Annotated in this window: 15 protein-coding genes and 1 riboswitch; of the genes, 9 read left to right on the top strand and 6 right to left on the bottom strand. The window is 67.4% G+C overall.

Features of this window, described 5'->3' with window-relative positions:
• Nucleotides 1-8: 8 nt before the first annotated feature.
• Both ACXJ1Z_RS10860 and ACXJ1Z_RS10855 read right to left on the bottom strand, forming a co-directional pair.
• Entirely contained in the window at nucleotides 9-1,310 is a 1,302-nt protein-coding gene (locus ACXJ1Z_RS10860) for an Hsp70 family protein (protein WP_463781229.1), read from the bottom strand.
• Nucleotides 1,311-1,420: 110 nt separating this feature from the next.
• Nucleotides 1,421-1,693 (bottom strand): hypothetical protein, encoded by a 273-nt coding sequence (locus tag ACXJ1Z_RS10855; RefSeq protein WP_463776620.1) that lies wholly within the window; start codon nucleotides 1,691-1,693, stop codon nucleotides 1,421-1,423.
• A 143-nt stretch (nucleotides 1,694-1,836) separates the two neighbouring features.
• Between ACXJ1Z_RS10855 and ACXJ1Z_RS10850 the strand changes: the two genes are divergently transcribed.
• The gene (locus ACXJ1Z_RS10850) at nucleotides 1,837-2,529 is read left to right on the top strand and encodes an SDR family NAD(P)-dependent oxidoreductase (protein ID WP_463776619.1); all 693 of its coding nucleotides are present in this window, start codon (nucleotides 1,837-1,839) and stop codon (nucleotides 2,527-2,529) included.
• On the opposite strand, the gene ACXJ1Z_RS10845 is transcribed toward ACXJ1Z_RS10850, so the two are convergent.
• Nucleotides 2,526-3,851, bottom strand: coding sequence for a cobyrinic acid a,c-diamide synthase CobB (locus ACXJ1Z_RS10845; protein WP_463776618.1), 1,326 nt, complete (start codon nucleotides 3,849-3,851; stop codon nucleotides 2,526-2,528). The two genes, ACXJ1Z_RS10850 and ACXJ1Z_RS10845, sit on opposite strands and share 4 nt — an antisense overlap.
• Before the next feature lie 156 nt (nucleotides 3,852-4,007).
• Nucleotides 4,008-4,200: riboswitch (cobalamin riboswitch) on the top strand.
• A 210-nt stretch (nucleotides 4,201-4,410) separates the two neighbouring features.
• On the opposite strand from ACXJ1Z_RS10845, the gene ACXJ1Z_RS10840 reads away from it, so the two are divergent.
• Genes ACXJ1Z_RS10840 through cobU form a run of 8 tightly spaced genes read left to right on the top strand, consistent with a single transcriptional unit; the run spans nucleotide 4,411 to nucleotide 10,991 of the window.
• The gene (locus tag ACXJ1Z_RS10840) at nucleotides 4,411-4,818 is read left to right on the top strand and encodes a DUF1636 domain-containing protein (RefSeq protein WP_463776616.1); all 408 of its coding nucleotides are present in this window, start codon (nucleotides 4,411-4,413) and stop codon (nucleotides 4,816-4,818) included.
• Complete coding sequence (gene cobT, locus ACXJ1Z_RS10835; protein ID WP_463776615.1) at nucleotides 4,815-5,831, top strand: nicotinate-nucleotide--dimethylbenzimidazole phosphoribosyltransferase; 1,017 nt, start codon at nucleotides 4,815-4,817, stop codon at nucleotides 5,829-5,831. The genes ACXJ1Z_RS10840 and cobT overlap by 4 nt, the downstream gene beginning before the upstream one ends.
• A complete protein-coding gene (locus ACXJ1Z_RS10830) occupies nucleotides 5,828-6,418 on the top strand; it encodes a histidine phosphatase family protein (protein WP_463776614.1) in 591 nt (196 codons plus the stop codon). Before cobT ends, ACXJ1Z_RS10830 begins: the two co-directional genes overlap by 4 nt.
• Nucleotides 6,415-7,128: an adenosylcobinamide-GDP ribazoletransferase gene (gene cobS, locus ACXJ1Z_RS10825; RefSeq protein WP_463776612.1), complete on the top strand. Its 714-nt coding sequence runs from the start codon at nucleotides 6,415-6,417 to the stop codon at nucleotides 7,126-7,128. The genes ACXJ1Z_RS10830 and cobS overlap by 4 nt, the downstream gene beginning before the upstream one ends.
• A complete protein-coding gene (locus ACXJ1Z_RS10820) occupies nucleotides 7,125-8,111 on the top strand; it encodes an aminotransferase class I/II-fold pyridoxal phosphate-dependent enzyme (RefSeq protein WP_463776611.1) in 987 nt (328 codons plus the stop codon). The genes cobS and ACXJ1Z_RS10820 overlap by 4 nt, the downstream gene beginning before the upstream one ends.
• Entirely contained in the window at nucleotides 8,108-9,043 is a 936-nt protein-coding gene (gene cbiB, locus ACXJ1Z_RS10815) for an adenosylcobinamide-phosphate synthase CbiB (protein ID WP_463776610.1), read from the top strand. Before ACXJ1Z_RS10820 ends, cbiB begins: the two co-directional genes overlap by 4 nt.
• On the top strand, nucleotides 9,031-10,491 hold the full coding sequence (locus ACXJ1Z_RS10810; protein ID WP_463776608.1) for a cobyric acid synthase: 1,461 nt from the start codon (nucleotides 9,031-9,033) through the stop codon (nucleotides 10,489-10,491). Before cbiB ends, ACXJ1Z_RS10810 begins: the two co-directional genes overlap by 13 nt.
• Nucleotides 10,492-10,493: 2 nt before the next feature.
• Nucleotides 10,494-10,991, top strand: coding sequence for a bifunctional adenosylcobinamide kinase/adenosylcobinamide-phosphate guanylyltransferase (gene cobU, locus ACXJ1Z_RS10805; protein WP_463781228.1), 498 nt, complete (start codon nucleotides 10,494-10,496; stop codon nucleotides 10,989-10,991).
• Between the two features lie 391 nt (nucleotides 10,992-11,382).
• Here the strand turns inward: cobU and ACXJ1Z_RS10800 are convergent, their stop codons facing one another.
• From ACXJ1Z_RS10800 to ACXJ1Z_RS10790, 3 genes are all read right to left on the bottom strand, one after another.
• Complete coding sequence (locus ACXJ1Z_RS10800; protein ID WP_463776607.1) at nucleotides 11,383-12,441, bottom strand: DUF2332 domain-containing protein; 1,059 nt, start codon at nucleotides 12,439-12,441, stop codon at nucleotides 11,383-11,385.
• Nucleotides 12,442-12,453: 12 nt separating this feature from the next.
• Nucleotides 12,454-14,283: a methyl-accepting chemotaxis protein gene (locus tag ACXJ1Z_RS10795; protein ID WP_463776605.1), complete on the bottom strand. Its 1,830-nt coding sequence runs from the start codon at nucleotides 14,281-14,283 to the stop codon at nucleotides 12,454-12,456.
• Between the two features lie 94 nt (nucleotides 14,284-14,377).
• Entirely contained in the window at nucleotides 14,378-16,873 is a 2,496-nt protein-coding gene (locus tag ACXJ1Z_RS10790) for a TonB-dependent receptor domain-containing protein (protein ID WP_463776603.1), read from the bottom strand.
• Between the last annotated feature and the right edge of the window lie 183 nt (nucleotides 16,874-17,056).

Genomic DNA, 17,056 nt, shown 5'->3' with positions numbered 1-17,056 from the left:
TCAGGCGGTCAGGCGGTCCAGGCGGAGACATCGGCCTCCTGCGCCACCAACGCCAGACCATGCGCGATCGAGGTCAGCTCGCCGCCGGACATGATCTTGTCGGTGCCGAACCGGCTGGTGAACACCGCGCGCACCGCCGGCACCAGCGAGGTGCCGCCGGTCAGGAACACGCGGTCGATCCGATCCTCGCCGACACCGGACGCCGCCAGCGCCTCGTCCACCGCGTTCGCCATGCGGGCGACATCCTCGGCGATCCAGCCATCGAACTCGGCACGGGTCACGATCGCTTCGATGTCGATTCCCCCGCCAGCAAAGCGGAAGGTCGCCTCTTCCTGATCGGACAGCGCCCGCTTGAGTTGCCCCACCGCATCGTAGAGCGCGAATCCCAGCTCGTTCTCGATCATCGCGATCATGCGACCGATCGCGTCGGGATCGACCGCGCTGCGCTGCAGGCGTTCGAGCTCACCCAGCGTGCGGCGATTGCGCATCAGCGCCAACTTTGACCAGTCCGCGAAGTCGTTGAAGTAGGAGGCGGGAATGTCGAGCACCTTGTCGAACGAACGGTACTGCCCGCCCTTGCCCAGGCGCGGCAGCACCAGCTTGTCGACGATGCGCTGGTCGAACCGGTCGCCGGCGATCCCGACACCGGCATGGCCCAGCGGCACACAGCGCTGCGCCGCCCCCGGCTCCTTCACCGACACGACCGAGAAGTCGCTGGTGCCGCCGCCGAAATCGGCGACCAGCAGCGTCGCGGGTTCATCCAGCCGCGAGGCGTAGCTGAACGCGGCGGCCAGCGGCTCGTAGACGTAGTGCACCTCGCCCGCGAAACCTTCGAACATCGCGTCATAGCGCTGCCGGGCGAGTGCCGGATCGGGCCTGCCACCGGCATAGTGGACCGGGCGGCCGACGACGACGCGGTCGAGCCGTTGCAGCGCCCCGTCGGCATGCGCCGACAGCTTGCCAAGGAACAGGCGTCCCAGTTCCTCGAACCGATAGCGCTTGGTGAACACCGAGGCGCTTTCGAACGAGGGGCTTGCGGCGACCGACTTGAACGACTGCAGAAACCGGCTGTTGCCCGGATCCTCGAGGTATTCGTGGATCGCCGCTGGCCCTGCCTCGACCGACAGTCCGCCAGGAACGCCGTCATCCTGCCAGAAGCACAGGGCCGAGCGAAACACCTCCGCCGACCCTCCCGGTCCTTCCAGCGCAATCAGGCGCGGCGGTTCGCCCGCATCGCCTGACAGGGCGACGACGCTGTTGGTGGTTCCGAAATCGAGCCCCGCGCTGGAGCCTGCCTGCCTTGATGTCATCTTGCTCTGCTGCGCCGCCGCAAACGACAGCTTCAATGGTCAGCGCCTTATGGCCGCAATCGCGGACAAATGGAACCATGCGCTACCGCATTGCAGCAATTCGGATGCGCTTAGCGTTGCGGCAATTGCTCTGCCAGCAGGGCGATGCCTTCGGCCGCGAAGTGCGTGTGGGTGGCGCCGTCGATCAGGATCGGATGCTCGGGCGTCAGCGTGGCGTTGTCCTTGTGCGCCGCGTCCAGTTCCAGCCACGTCCGCACCGCGCCTTCCAGGTTGGTGACCTCGGCCAGATCGCCATCGCCGCGCGGCACGTTCTGCAGCGCCGCGCTCATGCGCCAGTCGATCCGGGGCGTGGTGGTGTCGTCCCCCCATGTGGCTTCGGTCATCGTCTCAACCCTCCTGTCGCCAGCGGCCGGGTGCCGCAGCCTTGCAGTAGCGCAGACAGGCACGCGAGGGTTCCCTGGGGATCGCAGCACCGGCGCGGTTCACCGCCTTCCCCTCGCAGCCCGGCCGGGTTAGGCATGGCGACATGACCACGCACATCCTTTTGACCGGCGCCAGCCGAGGCATCGGCGCCGCGCTTGCCCAAACGCTGCGGACCCGTGACGTAAAGCTGTTCGCCGCCGCAAGCGCGGATGCCGACCTCGCTTCGCCCGAAGGCCCCGCCGAGCTGTGGGCAAAGGCACGCGACCGGCTCGATGATCGGATCGACGTGCTGATCAACAACGCCGGCGTGTTCGAAGCCTGCCCGCTGGACGAGGCGGACGAGGCATGGCGCGATCAGTGGCGGCGAACGATGACGATCAACCTTGAGGCATCGGCGCTGCTGTCGCGCTGGGCGATCCTGGCATGGCAGGCGAGCGGCACCGGCGGGCGGATCGTCAACGTCGCCAGCCGCGCCGCCTATCGCGGCGACAGTCCCGCCCACTGGCACTACGCCGCATCCAAGGCCGGGATGATCGGCATGACCAAGACCATCGCGCGCGGTTATGCGGCGCAAGGCATCCTCGCCTTCGCAATCTGCCCGGGCTTCACCATGACCGGCATGGCGGACGATTATCTCGCCAGCCGGGGCGGCGACAAGCTGCTGGCCGACATCCCGCTGGGTCGCGTCGCCCAGCCCGAGGAGATCGCCACGATCGGCGCGTTCCTGGCGCTTGACGCACCGCCATCGATGACCGGCGCGGTGCTGGATGCCAACGGCGCCAGCTACGTGCGTTAAAGCGCAGCGCCGAAGATTTGCGCGATCGCCTGCGGGGCCGATGCGAAATAGAAGTGCGCATATGTCGCGGTAAGGCCGCCGCAGCGATAGATCCGCTCGCCCTCGCGCCCATCCAGCCGCATCGCCTGCGCCACGGGAGCGAGCGGCGTGACGGTGCTGGAATAATGGAAGGTGTGGCCGCGCAGCGTGCCGCCGGGCATCTCCACCTGCTGCATGCCCAGCGCGGCGAAGCGGGCCTGCATCGTCGCGGTGCCGGGGATGATGCCGGCCATCGCCGCGCCGCCGCTACCGCCGCCGCCACCGCTATCGCCCTGCCGTCCCTCCAGCCGATCGAGGCAATAGAGCATGCCCCCGCACTCGGCCAGCATCGGCTTGCCGGCGGCATGGTGCGCGCGGATCGCCGCGATCATCGGCCGATTGGCGGACAACGCGTGCCTGTGCAGCTCGGGATAGCCACCGGGTAGCCAGATCGCTTCGCATTCGGGCAGCGCCGTGTCGTGCAGCGGCGAGAAAAAATGCAGTTCGGCACCCAGATCCTGCAGGCACGAAACATTGGCCGGATAGATGAACCCGAACGCCGCATCGCGCGCGATGGCGATGCGCACGCCGCGCAGCAGTGCCTCGGGCGTGGAGCCGACATCCGGCGGATCGAAGCGCACCGGATCGGGCAACCACGCCGCGCCAGGCGGAAGCGCCGCAGCCGCGCGCGCGATCCGGGTTTCCAGGTCAGCGATCTCGGCCGCCTGCACCAACCCGAGGTGCCGCTCGGGAAAGGCGGAGTGCGGATCGCGCGGCAGCGTGCCCAGCCACTGCACGCCGCCCCGGACGCCGGCCTCCAGCATCTCGGCATGGCGGGCGCTGCCGACCCGGTTGGCGAGGACGGCGGCGAGGGTCACGTCTTCGCGATACGACGCCAACCCAAGCACCAGCGCGCCGAACGTCTGCGCCATCGACGAACCATCGACCACCGCCAGTACCGGCAAGCCGAACCGCACCGCAAGATCGGCGGCGGAGGGGTCGCCGTCGAACAGACCCATCACCCCCTCGACCAGGATCACGTCCGCTTCGCGCGCGGCTTCGTGGAGCAGGCGGCGGCACTCCGCCTCGCCCACCATGAACAAGTCGAGCTGATAGACCGGCGCCCCGCTCGCCCGTTCGAGGATCATCGGATCTAGGAAGTCCGGCCCGCACTTGAACACCCGCACGCGGCGTCCGGCATCGCGATGCATGCGGGCGAGCGCGGCGGTGACCAGCGTCTTGCCCTGCCCCGAGGACGGCGCCGAGATCAGGAACGCCGGGCACTGTTCCGCCTGGAGGCTCAAACCCCGACCCTCGTGGCGCCGAGGTGCGCGTGCCCACGGCAGGGATGCAGGCGTCGATCCATGGGTGAGGGGACTTTCATCGAAGACGGCGGCGGATATGCCATGTGCCGGCCCATCGCAAGCAAGAGCCGCTTGCGTCGCCTATGGCCGCACGATAGGGCTCCCACCGCGACAGGTTCCCCGCATGGGGATCAAAAGGGAACTCGGGTGAAAGCCCCGAGGCTGCCCCTGCAACTGTGAGCGGTGAGCCATCCGGCCAATCTGCCATTGGGATCTAAAGTCCCGAGAAGGCGGCCGGAACCGGCGACGACCCGCAAGCCAGGAGACCTGCCGGTCGCGGTCGTTCTTCATCCGGGCAGGGTGCACCGGGTGTTCGAGGTCGCCTTGCGCATCGGCGCCGGGCTCCCTTGCGCAACGACAGCCACTGCCTTGCCGCGACATCCGCGCAAGGGAGCGTCATGTCGTGCCCCGCCCCTCGCGCCGGGGATCGTGCGCGCTTCCCCTGCACTGGTCGACCGGCAAGGTCCGACGTTGTTTGCGATGAGGGAGCGAGAGCCAAATGCTGCAGCCGGTCAATGCCGAGGCCGCCGTCGTGGTCTGCTCCACGTGCCGCGTATCCACCGACGAGCGCGAGGACGGCGCCGGGCAACGCGGCGGCGCATTGCTCGCGCAGGAAATGCGCGCGGTGCAGGCGGCCGAGCCCGAACTTGCCGGCGTGGCGGTCCAGGAGATGCCGTGCCTGTTCGCCTGCAAGCGTCATTGCGTCATCCACGTCCGCGCGCCCGGCAAGGTCGGCTACGTGCTGGGAGACTTCACGCCCGATCGCGATGCTGCGCATGCGATCCTGACCTATGCCGCGCTGCACGCCGCCAGCGAGGAAGGCGTGGTACGCTTCGCCCAATGGCCCCAGGGCGTGAAGGGGCATTTTATCGTGCGCACCCCGCCCGAGGGCTTCGTCTGCACATGATCGCGTTCGCGGATCGCAGCGCCTTTCTGGACGCTTTGCGCGCCTTACCGACCGCCTCCGCCGTGACGCGCGCGGGAGCGCTCGCCCGCCAGGCGGAGCTGACCAAGCCGCAAGGCTCGCTTGGCCGGCTGGAAGAACTCGCGCTGTTCATGGCCGGCTGGCAGGAGTCCGCGCGGCCGCGGCTGGATCGCGTGCGGGCGGTGGTGTTCGCCGGCAATCACGGCGTCGCCGCGCGCGGGGTCAGCGCGTTTCCGGTCGAGGTGACCGGGCAGATGGTCGCCAACTTCGCCGCCGGCGGTGCCGCGATCAACGTCCTGGCGCGCGAATGCGGCGCCGACCTGACGGTGGTCCCGCTCGAACTCGACCGACCGACCGGCGACATCGCGCAAGAGGCGGCGATGAGCGAGGCGGATTGCCTTACCGCGCTGAACCGGGGTGCGCGCTCGGTCGCCGCCGATACCCAGCTGCTGCTGCTGGGCGAGATGGGGATCGGCAACACGACCCCTGCCGCCTCCCTGTGCGCCGCCGCGTTCGGCGGCGATGCGGCCCTCTGGTCAGGCCGGGGGACCGGGATCGACGACGATGCCCTGGCACGCAAGCGCGAGGCGGTGGACATCGCGCTGGCCTTGCACGCCGACGATTGCAGCGATCCGTTCGAAACCCTGCGCCGGCTGGGCGGACGCGAAATCGCCGCGATCGCCGGCGCGGTCGTGGCGGCACGACTGATGCGCGTGCCGGTGCTGCTCGACGGCTTCATCGTCTGCGCCGCCATCGCGCCGCTGGTCGCGCGCCACCCCGAACTGACGCATCATTGCATCGCCGCGCACTGCTCCGCCGAAGCCGCGCACGAACTGCTGCTCGATCGACTCGGGCTGGAACCGCTGTTGCGGCTGGGCCTGCGCCTGGGTGAGGGCAGCGGCGCCGCGCTGGCCGTGCCGCTGGTGCGGGCGGCGATCGCCACGCACGCCGGCATGGCGACCTTTGCCGAGGCGGCGGTCGCCGGGCGGGCATGAGCGAGCGACTGGTCCACCTGCTGCGCCATGGCCCGCCACGCCGCACCGGCCTGCTGCTGGGCCATACCGACGAGCCGGCGATGACCGGCGATTGCCCGATCATCCGCGATCGCACCGCCGGGCTGGCGATCCGGCACGTCGTGACCTCGGACTTGTGCCGCGCCCGCGATCAGGCGGCGATCTGCGCACGCGATCGCGATGTCGCGCTCACCATCGATCCGGCCTGGCGCGAGCTGGATTTCGGGTCATGGGACGGGATGGCGCCCGGCAGCGTCGATCCATCGGCGCTGGCCAGTTTCTGGGACGATCCGGACGCCGCCCCGCCGCCCGGTGGCGAGCGCTGGTCCACCTTGCGCCAGCGTGTTTCCCAGGCGCTCGACCGGCTGGACACCGCGACGCTGGTGGTGACGCACGGCGGCGCCATGCGCGCGGCGCTCTCGGTGCTGACCGGGCTGGATCACCGCGCGGTCTGGGCGCTGGACTTGCCGTACCGGGCGCTGCTCACCTTGCGCATCTGGCCGGGATCGCCGATCGCCGGCCATGTCACCGGCCTCGACACCGGCCCGGTCACGGACGACCGCGCGTGAAGGCGATCATCCTCGCCATCCAGTTCATGACGCGATTGCCGCTGCCCGATGTGCAAGCCGACGCGCGCGACATGGGCCACGCGATCCGATGGTTTCCCGTCGCCGGGCTGATCGTCGGCCTGTGCGTGGCGGGCGGCGCGTGGCTGGGCCTGCAGCGCGATCCCTGGGCCGGGGCGCTGCTGGCACTGCTCGCCTGGACAGGGATGACAGGCGCCCTGCACCTTGACGGCCTGGGCGACATCGCCGATGCGGCGGGTGCCGCGCATGGCGACCGCTCGCGACTCTCCAGCGTGCTGGCAGACCCGCACATCGGCAGCTTCGGCGTGACCGCGATCGTCCTGCAACTGCTCACCAAGCTGGTGCTGGTGCGGCTCGCGCTGGACGCGCCATCGCTGCTGCCGCTGATCGCGGTGCCGGTGGTCGCCCGGATCGGTCCTTTGCTGTGGACGCTCACGCTGCCGCCGCTGCATCGCGGACTTGGCAGCACCTTCGGCGCGGGCGCGACCTGGCCGGTGACGGCGGCATGGCTGGCGATGCTGGCCATCGCGGCATGGAATATTGCCCCCGCCCTGCTCGCCGCCCCGGTGGCGATGGTGATCTGGGGCCTGTGGCTGAAGCGGCGGATCGGCGGCATCTCGGGCGACGGGCATGGCGCGGGTATCGAACTGGTGGAAAGCGCCATGCTCGCGGCGCTGATCTTCGTGCCATGAGCGACATACTGACCCACCACGGCGGCCGCCTGGGTGATGCGCGGGCGCGGTTCGGCGGCGCAGCGGCGGACTGGCTGGACCTGTCGACCGGCATCAATCCCACCGCCTGGTCACCGCCGGACGACCTCGTCATCGATTGGCGCGGCCTGCCCGATCCGGGTGAGCTGGCAGCGCTCGAACGCAGCGCCGCCGCCTATTTCGGAGTCGACCGCGCACGGTGTCTGGCGGTGCCCGGAAGCGAGACCGGCTTGCGCGCGCTGGGCGAACTGCTCCGGCTTCCGGGACGGCATGCGCCGCTGTGCTACAGCACGCACGTCAACGCCTTTGCGCAGGCACGCGCCATCTCCGCGCAGGATGACGCGGAACCGTCCGTGCTGGTACTGGGCAATCCCAACAACCCCGATGGCGCCACCATCGCTCGCGATGCGGTGCTGGCGGCACTGGCGCGGCAAGAAGACAACGGCGGCTGGCTGCTGGTCGACGAGGCCTTTGCCGATTGCGCCCCCGATACCAGCGTCGCCGCCGAGGTGGCGGACGACCGGCGGCTGATCGTGACGCGTTCGTTCGGCAAGTTCTTCGGCCTCGCAGGTGTGCGGCTCGGCTTCGTGCTGGCGCCGCGATCGGTGCTGGCTGCCTTGCGCGAGCGGCAGGGCGAATGGCCGGTCTGCAGCGCCGCGCTGGTGTTCGGGACCATGGCCTATGCCGACCGGCGCTGGATCGACCGCACACGACACGATCTGGCGGCGACGGCGCGGCGGCTCGACGATGTGCTGCGCCACCACGGGCTGCACCCGCAGGGCGATTGCCCATTGTTCAGACTGGTGGATACCCCCCTGGCGGGGCGGCTGTTCACCCGGCTGGCGGAGGCTCACATCCTGACCCGCGCGTTCGCCGATCACCCGCGGCTGCTGCGCTTCGGCCTGCCCGGCAATGCCGCCGCGCTCGCCCGCATCGACGCGCAACTCGCCGCCGCGCTGGCATGAGCGATCCCGTCGCCCTGCTCGCGCTGGCGCTCGACGCCGGGCTCGGCTGGCCGAACGCCTTGTATCGCCGCATCGGCCACCCCGTCGGCGGGTTCGCGCGCATCATCTCGGCTTGCGAGCGAGGCTGGAACCACGCCAGTCGGCCAGAGGCGCAGCGCCGGGTGCTGGGCGCGGCGACCTTGGTGCTGCTGGTGCTCGCCAGCGGTGGCGCCGCGTTCGTCTTCGAACTGGTCGTGCGCCGGGTGGCCGGACCATGGGCCTGGCCGCTGATCGCGCTCGCCGCCTGGCCGGCGCTGGCGCAGCGCAGCTTGCTGGATCACTACCAGCCGATCCTGACCGCGTTGACCGTCGGCGACTTGCCCGCCGCGCGCCGCGCCGTGGGGATGATCGTCGGGCGCGATACCGCCGCTCTCGACGAACGCGGCATCGCCCGCGCCGCGATCGAGAGCCTGGCCGAAAGCTTCTGCGACGGCGTGATCGCACCGCTGTTCTGGCTTGTCGTGTTGGGGCTTCCGGGCGTTTGGGCCTACAAGGCGGTCAACACCGCCGACAGCCTGATCGGCCACCCCGAGTCGCCCCTGCGCGCGTTCGGCTGGGCTTCCGCGCGGTTCGATGACCTGATGAACCTTGCCCCTGCGCGCCTGAGTGCGGTGCTGATCTGCCTGGCGGGCGGCGGCGGCTGGCGCGTGCTACGGCGCGATCACGGACGCCACGCCTCGCCCAACGCCGGTTGGCCCGAGGCGGCGATGGCCGGCGTGCTGGGCGTGCGGCTGGCGGGGCCGATCGCCTATGAGGGCGTGGTCGCCGCCAAGCCGTGGATCGGCGACGGCGGGGCGCCGGGCGCGATGCACATGGCGCGCGCGCGGACCGTCTTCCTGCGGGCTTGCGCGCTGGCCTGGATCCTGGCTGGAGGTGTCGAATGGCTGCTGTGATGTTTCAGGGGACCGGCTCGGATGTCGGCAAGTCCGTTCTGGTCGCAGGCGTGTGCCGCGCGCTCGTCAACCGGGGTCTTGCGGTGCTGCCGTTCAAGCCGCAGAACATGTCGAACAACGCCGCCGTTACCATCGACGGCGGCGAGATCGGCCGGGCGCAGGCGCTGCAGGCGATCGCCTCGCGCGCCGAACCGCATACCGACATGAACCCGGTCCTGCTCAAACCGCAGGCGGATCGCACCTCGCAACTGGTGGTGCACGGCCAGGTGCGCGGCACGCTGGGTTCCGCGAACTATCGCGAAGGACGGCGCGGACTGCTGCCCGAAGTGCTCAAGAGCTGGCACCGGCTGCAGGACCGCTGCGACATCGTGGTGGTCGAGGGCGCGGGCTCCCCGGCCGAGATCAACTTGCGCGAAGGCGACATCGCCAACATGGGATTCGCCCGCGCCGCCGGCGTGCCGGTGGTGCTGATCGGCGACATCGATCGCGGCGGGGTCATCGCATCGCTGGTGGGGACGCGCGCGGTGATCGAACCGGAGGATGCCGCAATGATCCGCGGCTTCATCGTCAACAAGTTCCGCGGCGATCCGGCGCTGTTCGCCGATGGCTATGCCGGGATCGAGCAGCGCACCGGCTGGCGCGGGTTCGGCCTGGTGCCGTGGCTGGCGGCGGTCTCGCGCCTGCCCAGCGAGGATGCGGTCGTCCTCGAACGCGGCACGTCGCGTAAGGCGGGTCGCGTGCTTATCGCCTGCCCGATGCTGCCGCGCATCGCCAATTTCGACGATCTCGATCCGTTCAAGGCCGAACCGGACGTCGAGGTGGCTATGATCCCGCCCGGGACGCCCCTGCCCGCCGACGCCGGGCTGATCGTGCTGCCCGGCTCCAAGGCGACGATCGCCGACTTGGCGTTCCTTCGCGAACAGGGCTGGGACATCGACATCCTGGCGCACCATCGGCGCGGTGGGATGGTGCTGGGCATCTGCGCGGGTTTCCAGATGCTGGGCCGCTCGATCGCCGACCCCCTCGGCATCGAAGGGGAAGCAAGCCGGATCGCCGGGCTGGGCCTGCTGGCCGCCACCACGACGTTGACCCCGCGCAAGACCTTGCGGCTCGTCACCGGCACCGCGCTTGGCGCCGGGTTCGAGGGATACGAGATGCACATGGGCCGCACCGATGCCGAGGACCACGATAACGCCTTCGCCACCCTTGCCGATGGTGTTGGCGATGGCATGGTGTCCGCCGATGGGCGGGTCATGGGAACCTACTGTCACGGCCTGCTCGCCTCGGGCGATTTGCGGCGCGCAGTGCTGGGCCGTGCCGGCGCGCGCAGCACCGGGGCCGATCACGCGGCGGTCGTGGATGCCGCGCTGGACGAACTCGCCGCCGAACTGGAGCGGCACCTGGATATCGATGCGCTGATCGCCCTGGCCCGCGAGCCACGGTCATGACGATGCTGGTCATCGGCGGCGCCCGGTCCGGCAAGAGCCGCTATGCGCAGGACAGGGTCGAGAATGTGACAGGGCGGCTCGCCTTCATCGCCACCGCCGAGCGGGGCGATGCCGAAATGGCGGATCGCATCGCCCGCCACCAGGCCGATCGCGGCCCGCGCTGGACCGCGTTCGAAGCACCGCTGGAACTGCCCGCCGCCATCGGGCGTATGCAGCAGCAGGCGGATGCGATCCTGGTCGATTGCCTGACCCTGTGGCTGTCCAACCTGATGCTGGCGGAACGCGATCTGGCGTCGGAAACCAGCGCGCTCGAAGCGGCGGTGCACGAATGCGGCATACCCATCGTGCTGGTCACCAACGAGGTTGGCCAGGGCATCGTGCCGATCAATGCGCTCGCCCGTCGGTTTCGCGACGAGGCGGGCAGGCTCAACCAGCGGATGGCCGCCGCGTGTCGGCAAGTGGTGCTGGTAACGGCCGGTTTGCCCTTGACGCTGAAATGAGCGGTGATGCCCAGAGTGGCAAGCATCAGGAACAAAGCAGGAAGATCAGCCGCGGATTTTCGGTACGATCCTGAAGCTATCGTGCCCCGGTCGACCAAGAGCGGTGGCACGCTGATCGTATTCGCCGGCCAGCAGAGTCAGGCGCTCACAGGTAAGCGTATCCGCGACGCCCGATGCAAGACGACGGCAGCGCGCTGCTTCTTTGCGTAGCCACGTTGCATCATCAGGGACGGTCACGACATCTCCTATCTCGAACTTACTTTTGTTAAAGTACTGTCGCGATTGTTTCGTTCCTGACTTTATGTCGCAAGAAGGCTTCAGCTCGGCGCCTGTTGCAGATGGGCCGCTTTGTGAACCATCTGGCACACAGCGCTCTCCACGGGGCATGGGATCAGGTCCGCTGCCAGGGTCGATCGATTACCTCGATCCAATCGCCATACGCGTGGCACCTTGCCAGCAGTTGGGTGTGCTGGTCGGGCCAGCGTGTCAGCAGAAGCTGCACTTCACTGCGTTTTGGCGTCCATTCGAAGGTAATCCACGCCAGCGGTCGTTCGCACGTCGCGGCATGCCCTGCCTGTCGGATGCTGCGCATGATCGCATAGCGATCGCGCGTGCCAAGATACTGGAACACCATCGAATGAAACACGACGCGGCAGACGCCGGCCTCCTGCGGGGTCGTCAGGCGTGAGGCCAGCCAGTCGGCAGCGTTGCCCTTGTCCACGCGCGGCGGGTGACTTTGGGCCATGGCCAGCGCCTGCTCGAGGCGCCTGGCGCGTTGTGGCTGGTCGGCCCAGACGAACGACAGCAATCGTTCGCGCGTGGCATCGTCGCCGGCGTCGAGCGGATTGAGATCCACCCCTCGCGCGCTGACCACCTCGACGGGCGCGTAAGCCGGCGCGGGACCGCGCCATTCGGGGCGAATGCGGATCGGCGAGTTGTCGTCGCCCGCCGACACGCCGCCAAGCTCGTAAGCGTAGCGAGCCAAATTCAGGTTCAATCCGCAGCTGGACCCAAGCTCGAGCAGTTCGAATGGTGCATCGAACACCCGGCGCATCGCCATCAGTGCGGTCACGATCGCCGCGGCGCGCCCAACCTCGTTGGTCTGCGGCGTATAGCGCATCCATTCGGCGATGAAGCCGTCTTCCCGCGTCAGCGTGGCCGCGATCGCCGCGTCGAAATCATCGTGCTCGCCATTGTAGAGCGACGTGAGATCCGATTGCGAGCCGCGCCGGGCAATCGCGTTGAGCGCGGCGTTGAACCGCATTGCGAGCGCCGCCGCCGAAGGATCATTCGGCCAGTTGGCGATGAGATCCGCCGTCCTGGGAGCATGGTCGATCTGGCGTTGCCCCGCCTCCAGGACCGAGGCCACGAAGGAGGATCCAAGTTCCCGCGCGACACCGGCCTGGTATTTCAACTCGCAGCGTCGTTCGACGCGCGCCATCATGTTCATCGGTCGCGGTCCTCAGTGCCAGGCCTGTTCGCCATTGGCACCACCGATGTCCATCAGCGCCGGGATAGCGAAGTTGGACATGGGCTGGGCCCGGCCGCCAAGGCGGCTCTGGATGGATCCCGCGTGGCTGCCCCCCTCGACCTTGAACTGGCCGGCCTGTTCGGACAGCGATCCGACCTCGCTGGCGAGCTGGCGCGCGGCGGCTGACGTCTGCTCGACCATCGCGGCGTTGCGCTGGGTCGATTGATCCATCGATCCGATCGCGACGCTGACCTGGGTGATGGCGGTGGACTGCGCCATGTTGTCGCTCGCCATCTGGCCAAGCAACTGATGCACGTCGCCCACACCCGCCGAGATATCGGCCAATGCGCTGTCGACCTTGTGAACCGCGCCCACCGCCGATGCGATGTCGGTCCGCGTCTCGGTCAGCTGCCCCCGGGCGCGACCGGCCTCCTCCTCGGCGCGCATCGCGAGCGCGGAGACGAGATCGGCGACGACGGCGAAACCGCGCCCCGCTTCACCCGCGCGCCCGGCCTCGACCGCGGCGTTCATCGCCAGCACGCGGGTCTGGAAGGCGATCTTGTCGAGCCCCTCGATCACGCTGTCGATACCCTTGGCGCTGTCCGCGACCCGCGTCATCGCCTGCACCGCTTCTTCCGCCGTCGAGCGGCCACCGGTGACGCTGGCCATCGTGCCATCGGCGCGTTCGACCGTGCGCGTGGCCGCTTCGGCGGTGGCCTTCAGGCGACCATCCATCTGGGTGATCGTGGCCGACGTCTCTTCGAGGCTGGCCGCGTTCGCCTGGGTGCGACGTGCCAGATCCTCGGCGGCCTGCGCAATTTCGGTCGAACCGGTGCGGATCGAGCTGGTCGATTCCATCACCGAGGTGATGACCTCGCGCAGCGCAGCGACGGCAGCGTTGAAGTTGGTCTTGATCGCGGCGTACTCTCCCGGGAAGTCGCGGGTGATCTCGGCCGTCAGGTTGCCACCGGCCAGTTCGGAAAGCTGGGCCGAAATCGTCTCGACCACCAGCTTCTGTTCGGCATCGGCGCGCGAGCTGGCAGCATCCGCCGCCTGCTTGGCGAGCGCCGCATCGCGGAACACCAGAACCGCACGGGCCATGTCGCCCAGTTCATCGCCGCGATCGGCATCGGGAACCTCGACGTCGTTCTTGCCACCGGCGAGTTCGCCCATCGTCTTGGTCAATCCGGCGATGGGACGAGCGATCATGCGGCTCAGCATCAGCGCCAGGGTGACGGCGATGCCGATCAGGGCGATGCCGCCGATGATCAGAACACTCGTCGCGCTTGCGATCGCGCCATCCTGGCGTGCGGAGTTTTCGGCGATCTGGGCAACCTGCGCATCGCGGATCTCGCGCAGCGGCAACACCGCGTCGCTGACCATCACGGCCTTGCCGGCGCGACGGACTTCTTCCTGTGCACCTTCGCGGTCGCCGGCCTGAACACGAGCGATCAGGCGATCGCCCCAGGCCTTGCGCCACTTGAGCGTTTCCTCGCGCGACTTGACGAGCGCCGCCACGAGCTTGGGATCGTCGAGGTTCTGTTCCAGCTCGGCCGAGATGCGATCGTAATCGTCGCGGCCTTCGTAATAGGATTTGAGATAGGATGGGTCCGCCGTGACCAGGAAGCCGCGCAGCTGGCTGTTCTGGCGCAACAATGCGGTATCGAGCGCCAACGCGTTGGCGTGGCGCTCCTGGCTGGCGTTGTTCTGAACGGTCGAATTGCTGATCATGCTGATGTTCATGAAGAAGACGACCATCATGATCGCTGCGGACGCACAGATCATGAGGAAGGACAGACCCAGCTTCCTCGGGATCTTCATGGATTTAAACATCTTGAAGTCTTTCATTGGATAATCGCGGCCATCGCCAGGGTAACCGGGCGCGCAACCTGCGCGCCCGGCCATGATGCGTTCGTTAGAAGTCGAAGCGCAGCGACGAGGAGATGGTGCGGCCGTTGATGGCACGGACACCGACGATGCCGTTGGCGGGGATCGTACCCTGCGCGACTTCCGTCAGGCCCAGTACGTTGAACAGGTTGCTCGCATTCAGCGCCACCTGCACACCGCGAGTAGGACGGAACTGGAGGAACGCGTTGACCACGGTGTAACCCGGCATCTTCAGCTGGTTGATGTCCTGCGAATAGCTGCTGGTGGTGCCGACGAAGTTGGCGCCGACGGTGACCTGCTCGATCTCGAACTGCGGCGTCGCCTGGAAGATGAACTTGGGCTGGTGACGCGGTGTGTTGCCTTCCAGAACCGGGTTCAATGCGTCGCTCTCGATTTCGGCATGGGTATATGTCGCTCCGGCGGAGATGCTGAATGGCCCTTTGCGAAACGCGCCTTCGAACTCGGCACCCATCGCCTTGTAGCCCCGTGCGATCACCGAAGGCTGCAGCGTGCCATCGGGCAGCGTCACCGTCTGCAGGTTGATCTCCCGCGTCTTCGCCCAGAAGCCGGTCAGGTTGAGCGTCAGCGCACCCTGGCGATACTTCAGGCCGGCTTCCGCCTGCTTGACGACATCGTGGCCGGCACGATCGTCGACCAGGCGACCGCTCGTGGCGCTCACGATCGGCGTGAACAGGATGCGATCGGCGGCACCGCGGCCACCACGGCTATAGCGGGCGAACAGTGCGAGCTGCTCGGCGACGCGGTAGTTTACACCGGTCGAATAGCTGAGGTACTCGTACTTGAAGTTGACCGGTGCCGGACGATCGAGAGGCAACACCGCAGTGCTGCGCTCGGGGGCCGAGATCACACCGTCATTGTTGATGTCGTACGAGATCAGGCCGACGCGGCCACCGCCCAGATCGGCACCGAACAGCGAGCCCTCGACCTTGGTCATGTCATAGCGGATGCTGCCGCCGATCGCGAGCTTGCCGATCATGTAGTTGAGCGAGCCGTAAGGCGCGGTCACGTTGAAATCGACGTCATACTTGCGCCGGAATGACGAGCTCCCGGGGGTGCCGGTGTAGGCCAGGAACCCGGCCTGGGTTGCCGGCACGCCGTTCGCGCGAGTGATGTTCACCAGAGCGGCATCGCCGCCGCCACGGACATCGGTCACGGTCGCACCGAATAGATAATCCACATCGAAGGTCTGCTTCGAATTGTAGACACCGCCGGTTGTCGTAAGGATGCCAGAACCGATGTTCCACTGGCGGCTAGCCCGGATATCGTTCGTCATGTTGTCAATCGAGTTGATATTCATCGAACGCGACGCGGTGTAAGCCAGCAATCCGTTTCCGTTCAAAGAAGCCGGATCGTTGATCGCCTGACCCGTGTTGGGACCGGTGGCATAGCTCAGCCTGGCGCCGGCGCCGCCGAACAGTCCTGCCAGAGATGCCGCGGGAAGAGTCAGCGCGTGCTGCACCAGGTTCATCGCACCCGACAGGCTCGCATAACGAAACTTCTCGGAGATGGTCCAATCGGCGATCTCGAACTGGCTTTCCAGGCCGATCGTCTTGGCCACCGCATGGATGCCGTCTTGCAAATTCACGCGCGAGAAACGGTTGTTGCCGTCCAGCGTGATCAGGTTGGTGACATAAGGTGACAGCGTCGAGTCACTTTTGATGTTGTAGTTGGCGATGTTCGAGTATTCGGGATCACTGTTGCTGCCGGCGATGCGCATCGGCCCCGGCATGTAGCCAGGCGTACGATCGTCGAGATACTTGCCCGAGATGCGGATGAAGCCGCCGGTGAAATCCTTGGTGACGTTCAACTTCACCTGGCCGCCCTTGTAGGCGGTGAAACCGGTCTCGCGCGGGCCTTCGCCGGTGCGATAGAAACCGCCGACATGAAAGCGCAGCGTGTCGTTGATATGCGTGCCATAGTCGAAGTCGAGGCGCTTCTCGTCATAGTCCACGCCGGTTCCGACCTGGACAGTGCCGCCTTCGACATCGCCGGTCTTGGAGATGAAGTTGATCACGCCGCCGGGCGAATTCGACGCGAAGGTAGAGGCCGAACCACCACGGATCGCTTCGACCGCGTTCAGGTTCAGGTCGGCCCGCAGGAACAGGTCGGCACCGATGGCCATGTCGCCGTACTCGAGTACCGGCAAGCCGTCTTCCTGCAGCTGCAGATACTTCGAACCGGACGAAGCCAGCGGCAGCCCGCGGATGGTGAAGCTGTTGTTCACATCGCCGCTGCCGGCTTCGACACGGATGCCGGGAATGTTGCGAAGAACCTCGGCCACAGAACGCGCGCCGATCTTCTGAATTTCGTCGCCGCGCAGCGCGCTGGTAGAGGTCGCGCTGTCGAGACGGTCACGCCCCTTGGCGACACCCGTCGAGAACACTTCGACGGTCTTGCCCTTTGCTGCGGCATCCTCGCTTGCGGCGTCAGCAGCTGCATGTGCAGCACCCGGCGCCATCAGCGCCATTGGCGCCAGGCCAAGAAGGAACGTGTACTTTTTCATTATAGGACCCCACCTGTCTGAAAAACTCCGACATCTTCGATAATGTCGATGCCGATGTCGGCTATTCATTATAGATAATATTTGGATTTCACGGTCGCTTACAATCAATATAATCACCGGATCCCGGAACTAATCTCGGCTACGCGTACTACCCAGAAATCTGTTTATCTTACCGTGGACCGA

Source organism: Novosphingobium sp. TK46 (assembly GCF_055361525.1).
The sequence above is the reverse complement of the archived record's forward strand: the minus strand, read 5'-3'. Positions and strand labels throughout refer to the sequence as shown.

Excerpts from the sequence above, each read along its gene's own strand:
- ACXJ1Z_RS10860 (WP_463781229.1), bottom strand. The coding sequence starts at position 1,310 with ATGACATCAAGGCAGGCAGGCTCCAGCGCGGGGCTCGATTTCGGAACC.
- ACXJ1Z_RS10855 (WP_463776620.1), bottom strand. The coding sequence starts at position 1,693 with ATGACCGAAGCCACATGGGGGGACGACACCACCACGCCCCGGATCGAC.
- ACXJ1Z_RS10850 (WP_463776619.1), top strand. The coding sequence starts at position 1,837 with ATGACCACGCACATCCTTTTGACCGGCGCCAGCCGAGGCATCGGCGCC.
- ACXJ1Z_RS10840 (WP_463776616.1), top strand. The coding sequence starts at position 4,411 with ATGCTGCAGCCGGTCAATGCCGAGGCCGCCGTCGTGGTCTGCTCCACG.
- cobT (WP_463776615.1), top strand. The coding sequence starts at position 4,815 with ATGATCGCGTTCGCGGATCGCAGCGCCTTTCTGGACGCTTTGCGCGCC.
- ACXJ1Z_RS10830 (WP_463776614.1), top strand. The coding sequence starts at position 5,828 with ATGAGCGAGCGACTGGTCCACCTGCTGCGCCATGGCCCGCCACGCCGC.
- ACXJ1Z_RS10820 (WP_463776611.1), top strand. The coding sequence starts at position 7,125 with ATGAGCGACATACTGACCCACCACGGCGGCCGCCTGGGTGATGCGCGG.
- cbiB (WP_463776610.1), top strand. The coding sequence starts at position 8,108 with ATGAGCGATCCCGTCGCCCTGCTCGCGCTGGCGCTCGACGCCGGGCTC.
- ACXJ1Z_RS10810 (WP_463776608.1), top strand. The coding sequence starts at position 9,031 with ATGGCTGCTGTGATGTTTCAGGGGACCGGCTCGGATGTCGGCAAGTCC.
- cobU (WP_463781228.1), top strand. The coding sequence starts at position 10,494 with ATGCTGGTCATCGGCGGCGCCCGGTCCGGCAAGAGCCGCTATGCGCAG.
- ACXJ1Z_RS10800 (WP_463776607.1), bottom strand. The coding sequence starts at position 12,441 with ATGAACATGATGGCGCGCGTCGAACGACGCTGCGAGTTGAAATACCAG.
- ACXJ1Z_RS10795 (WP_463776605.1), bottom strand. The coding sequence starts at position 14,283 with ATGAAGATCCCGAGGAAGCTGGGTCTGTCCTTCCTCATGATCTGTGCG.
- ACXJ1Z_RS10790 (WP_463776603.1), bottom strand. The coding sequence starts at position 16,873 with ATGAAAAAGTACACGTTCCTTCTTGGCCTGGCGCCAATGGCGCTGATG.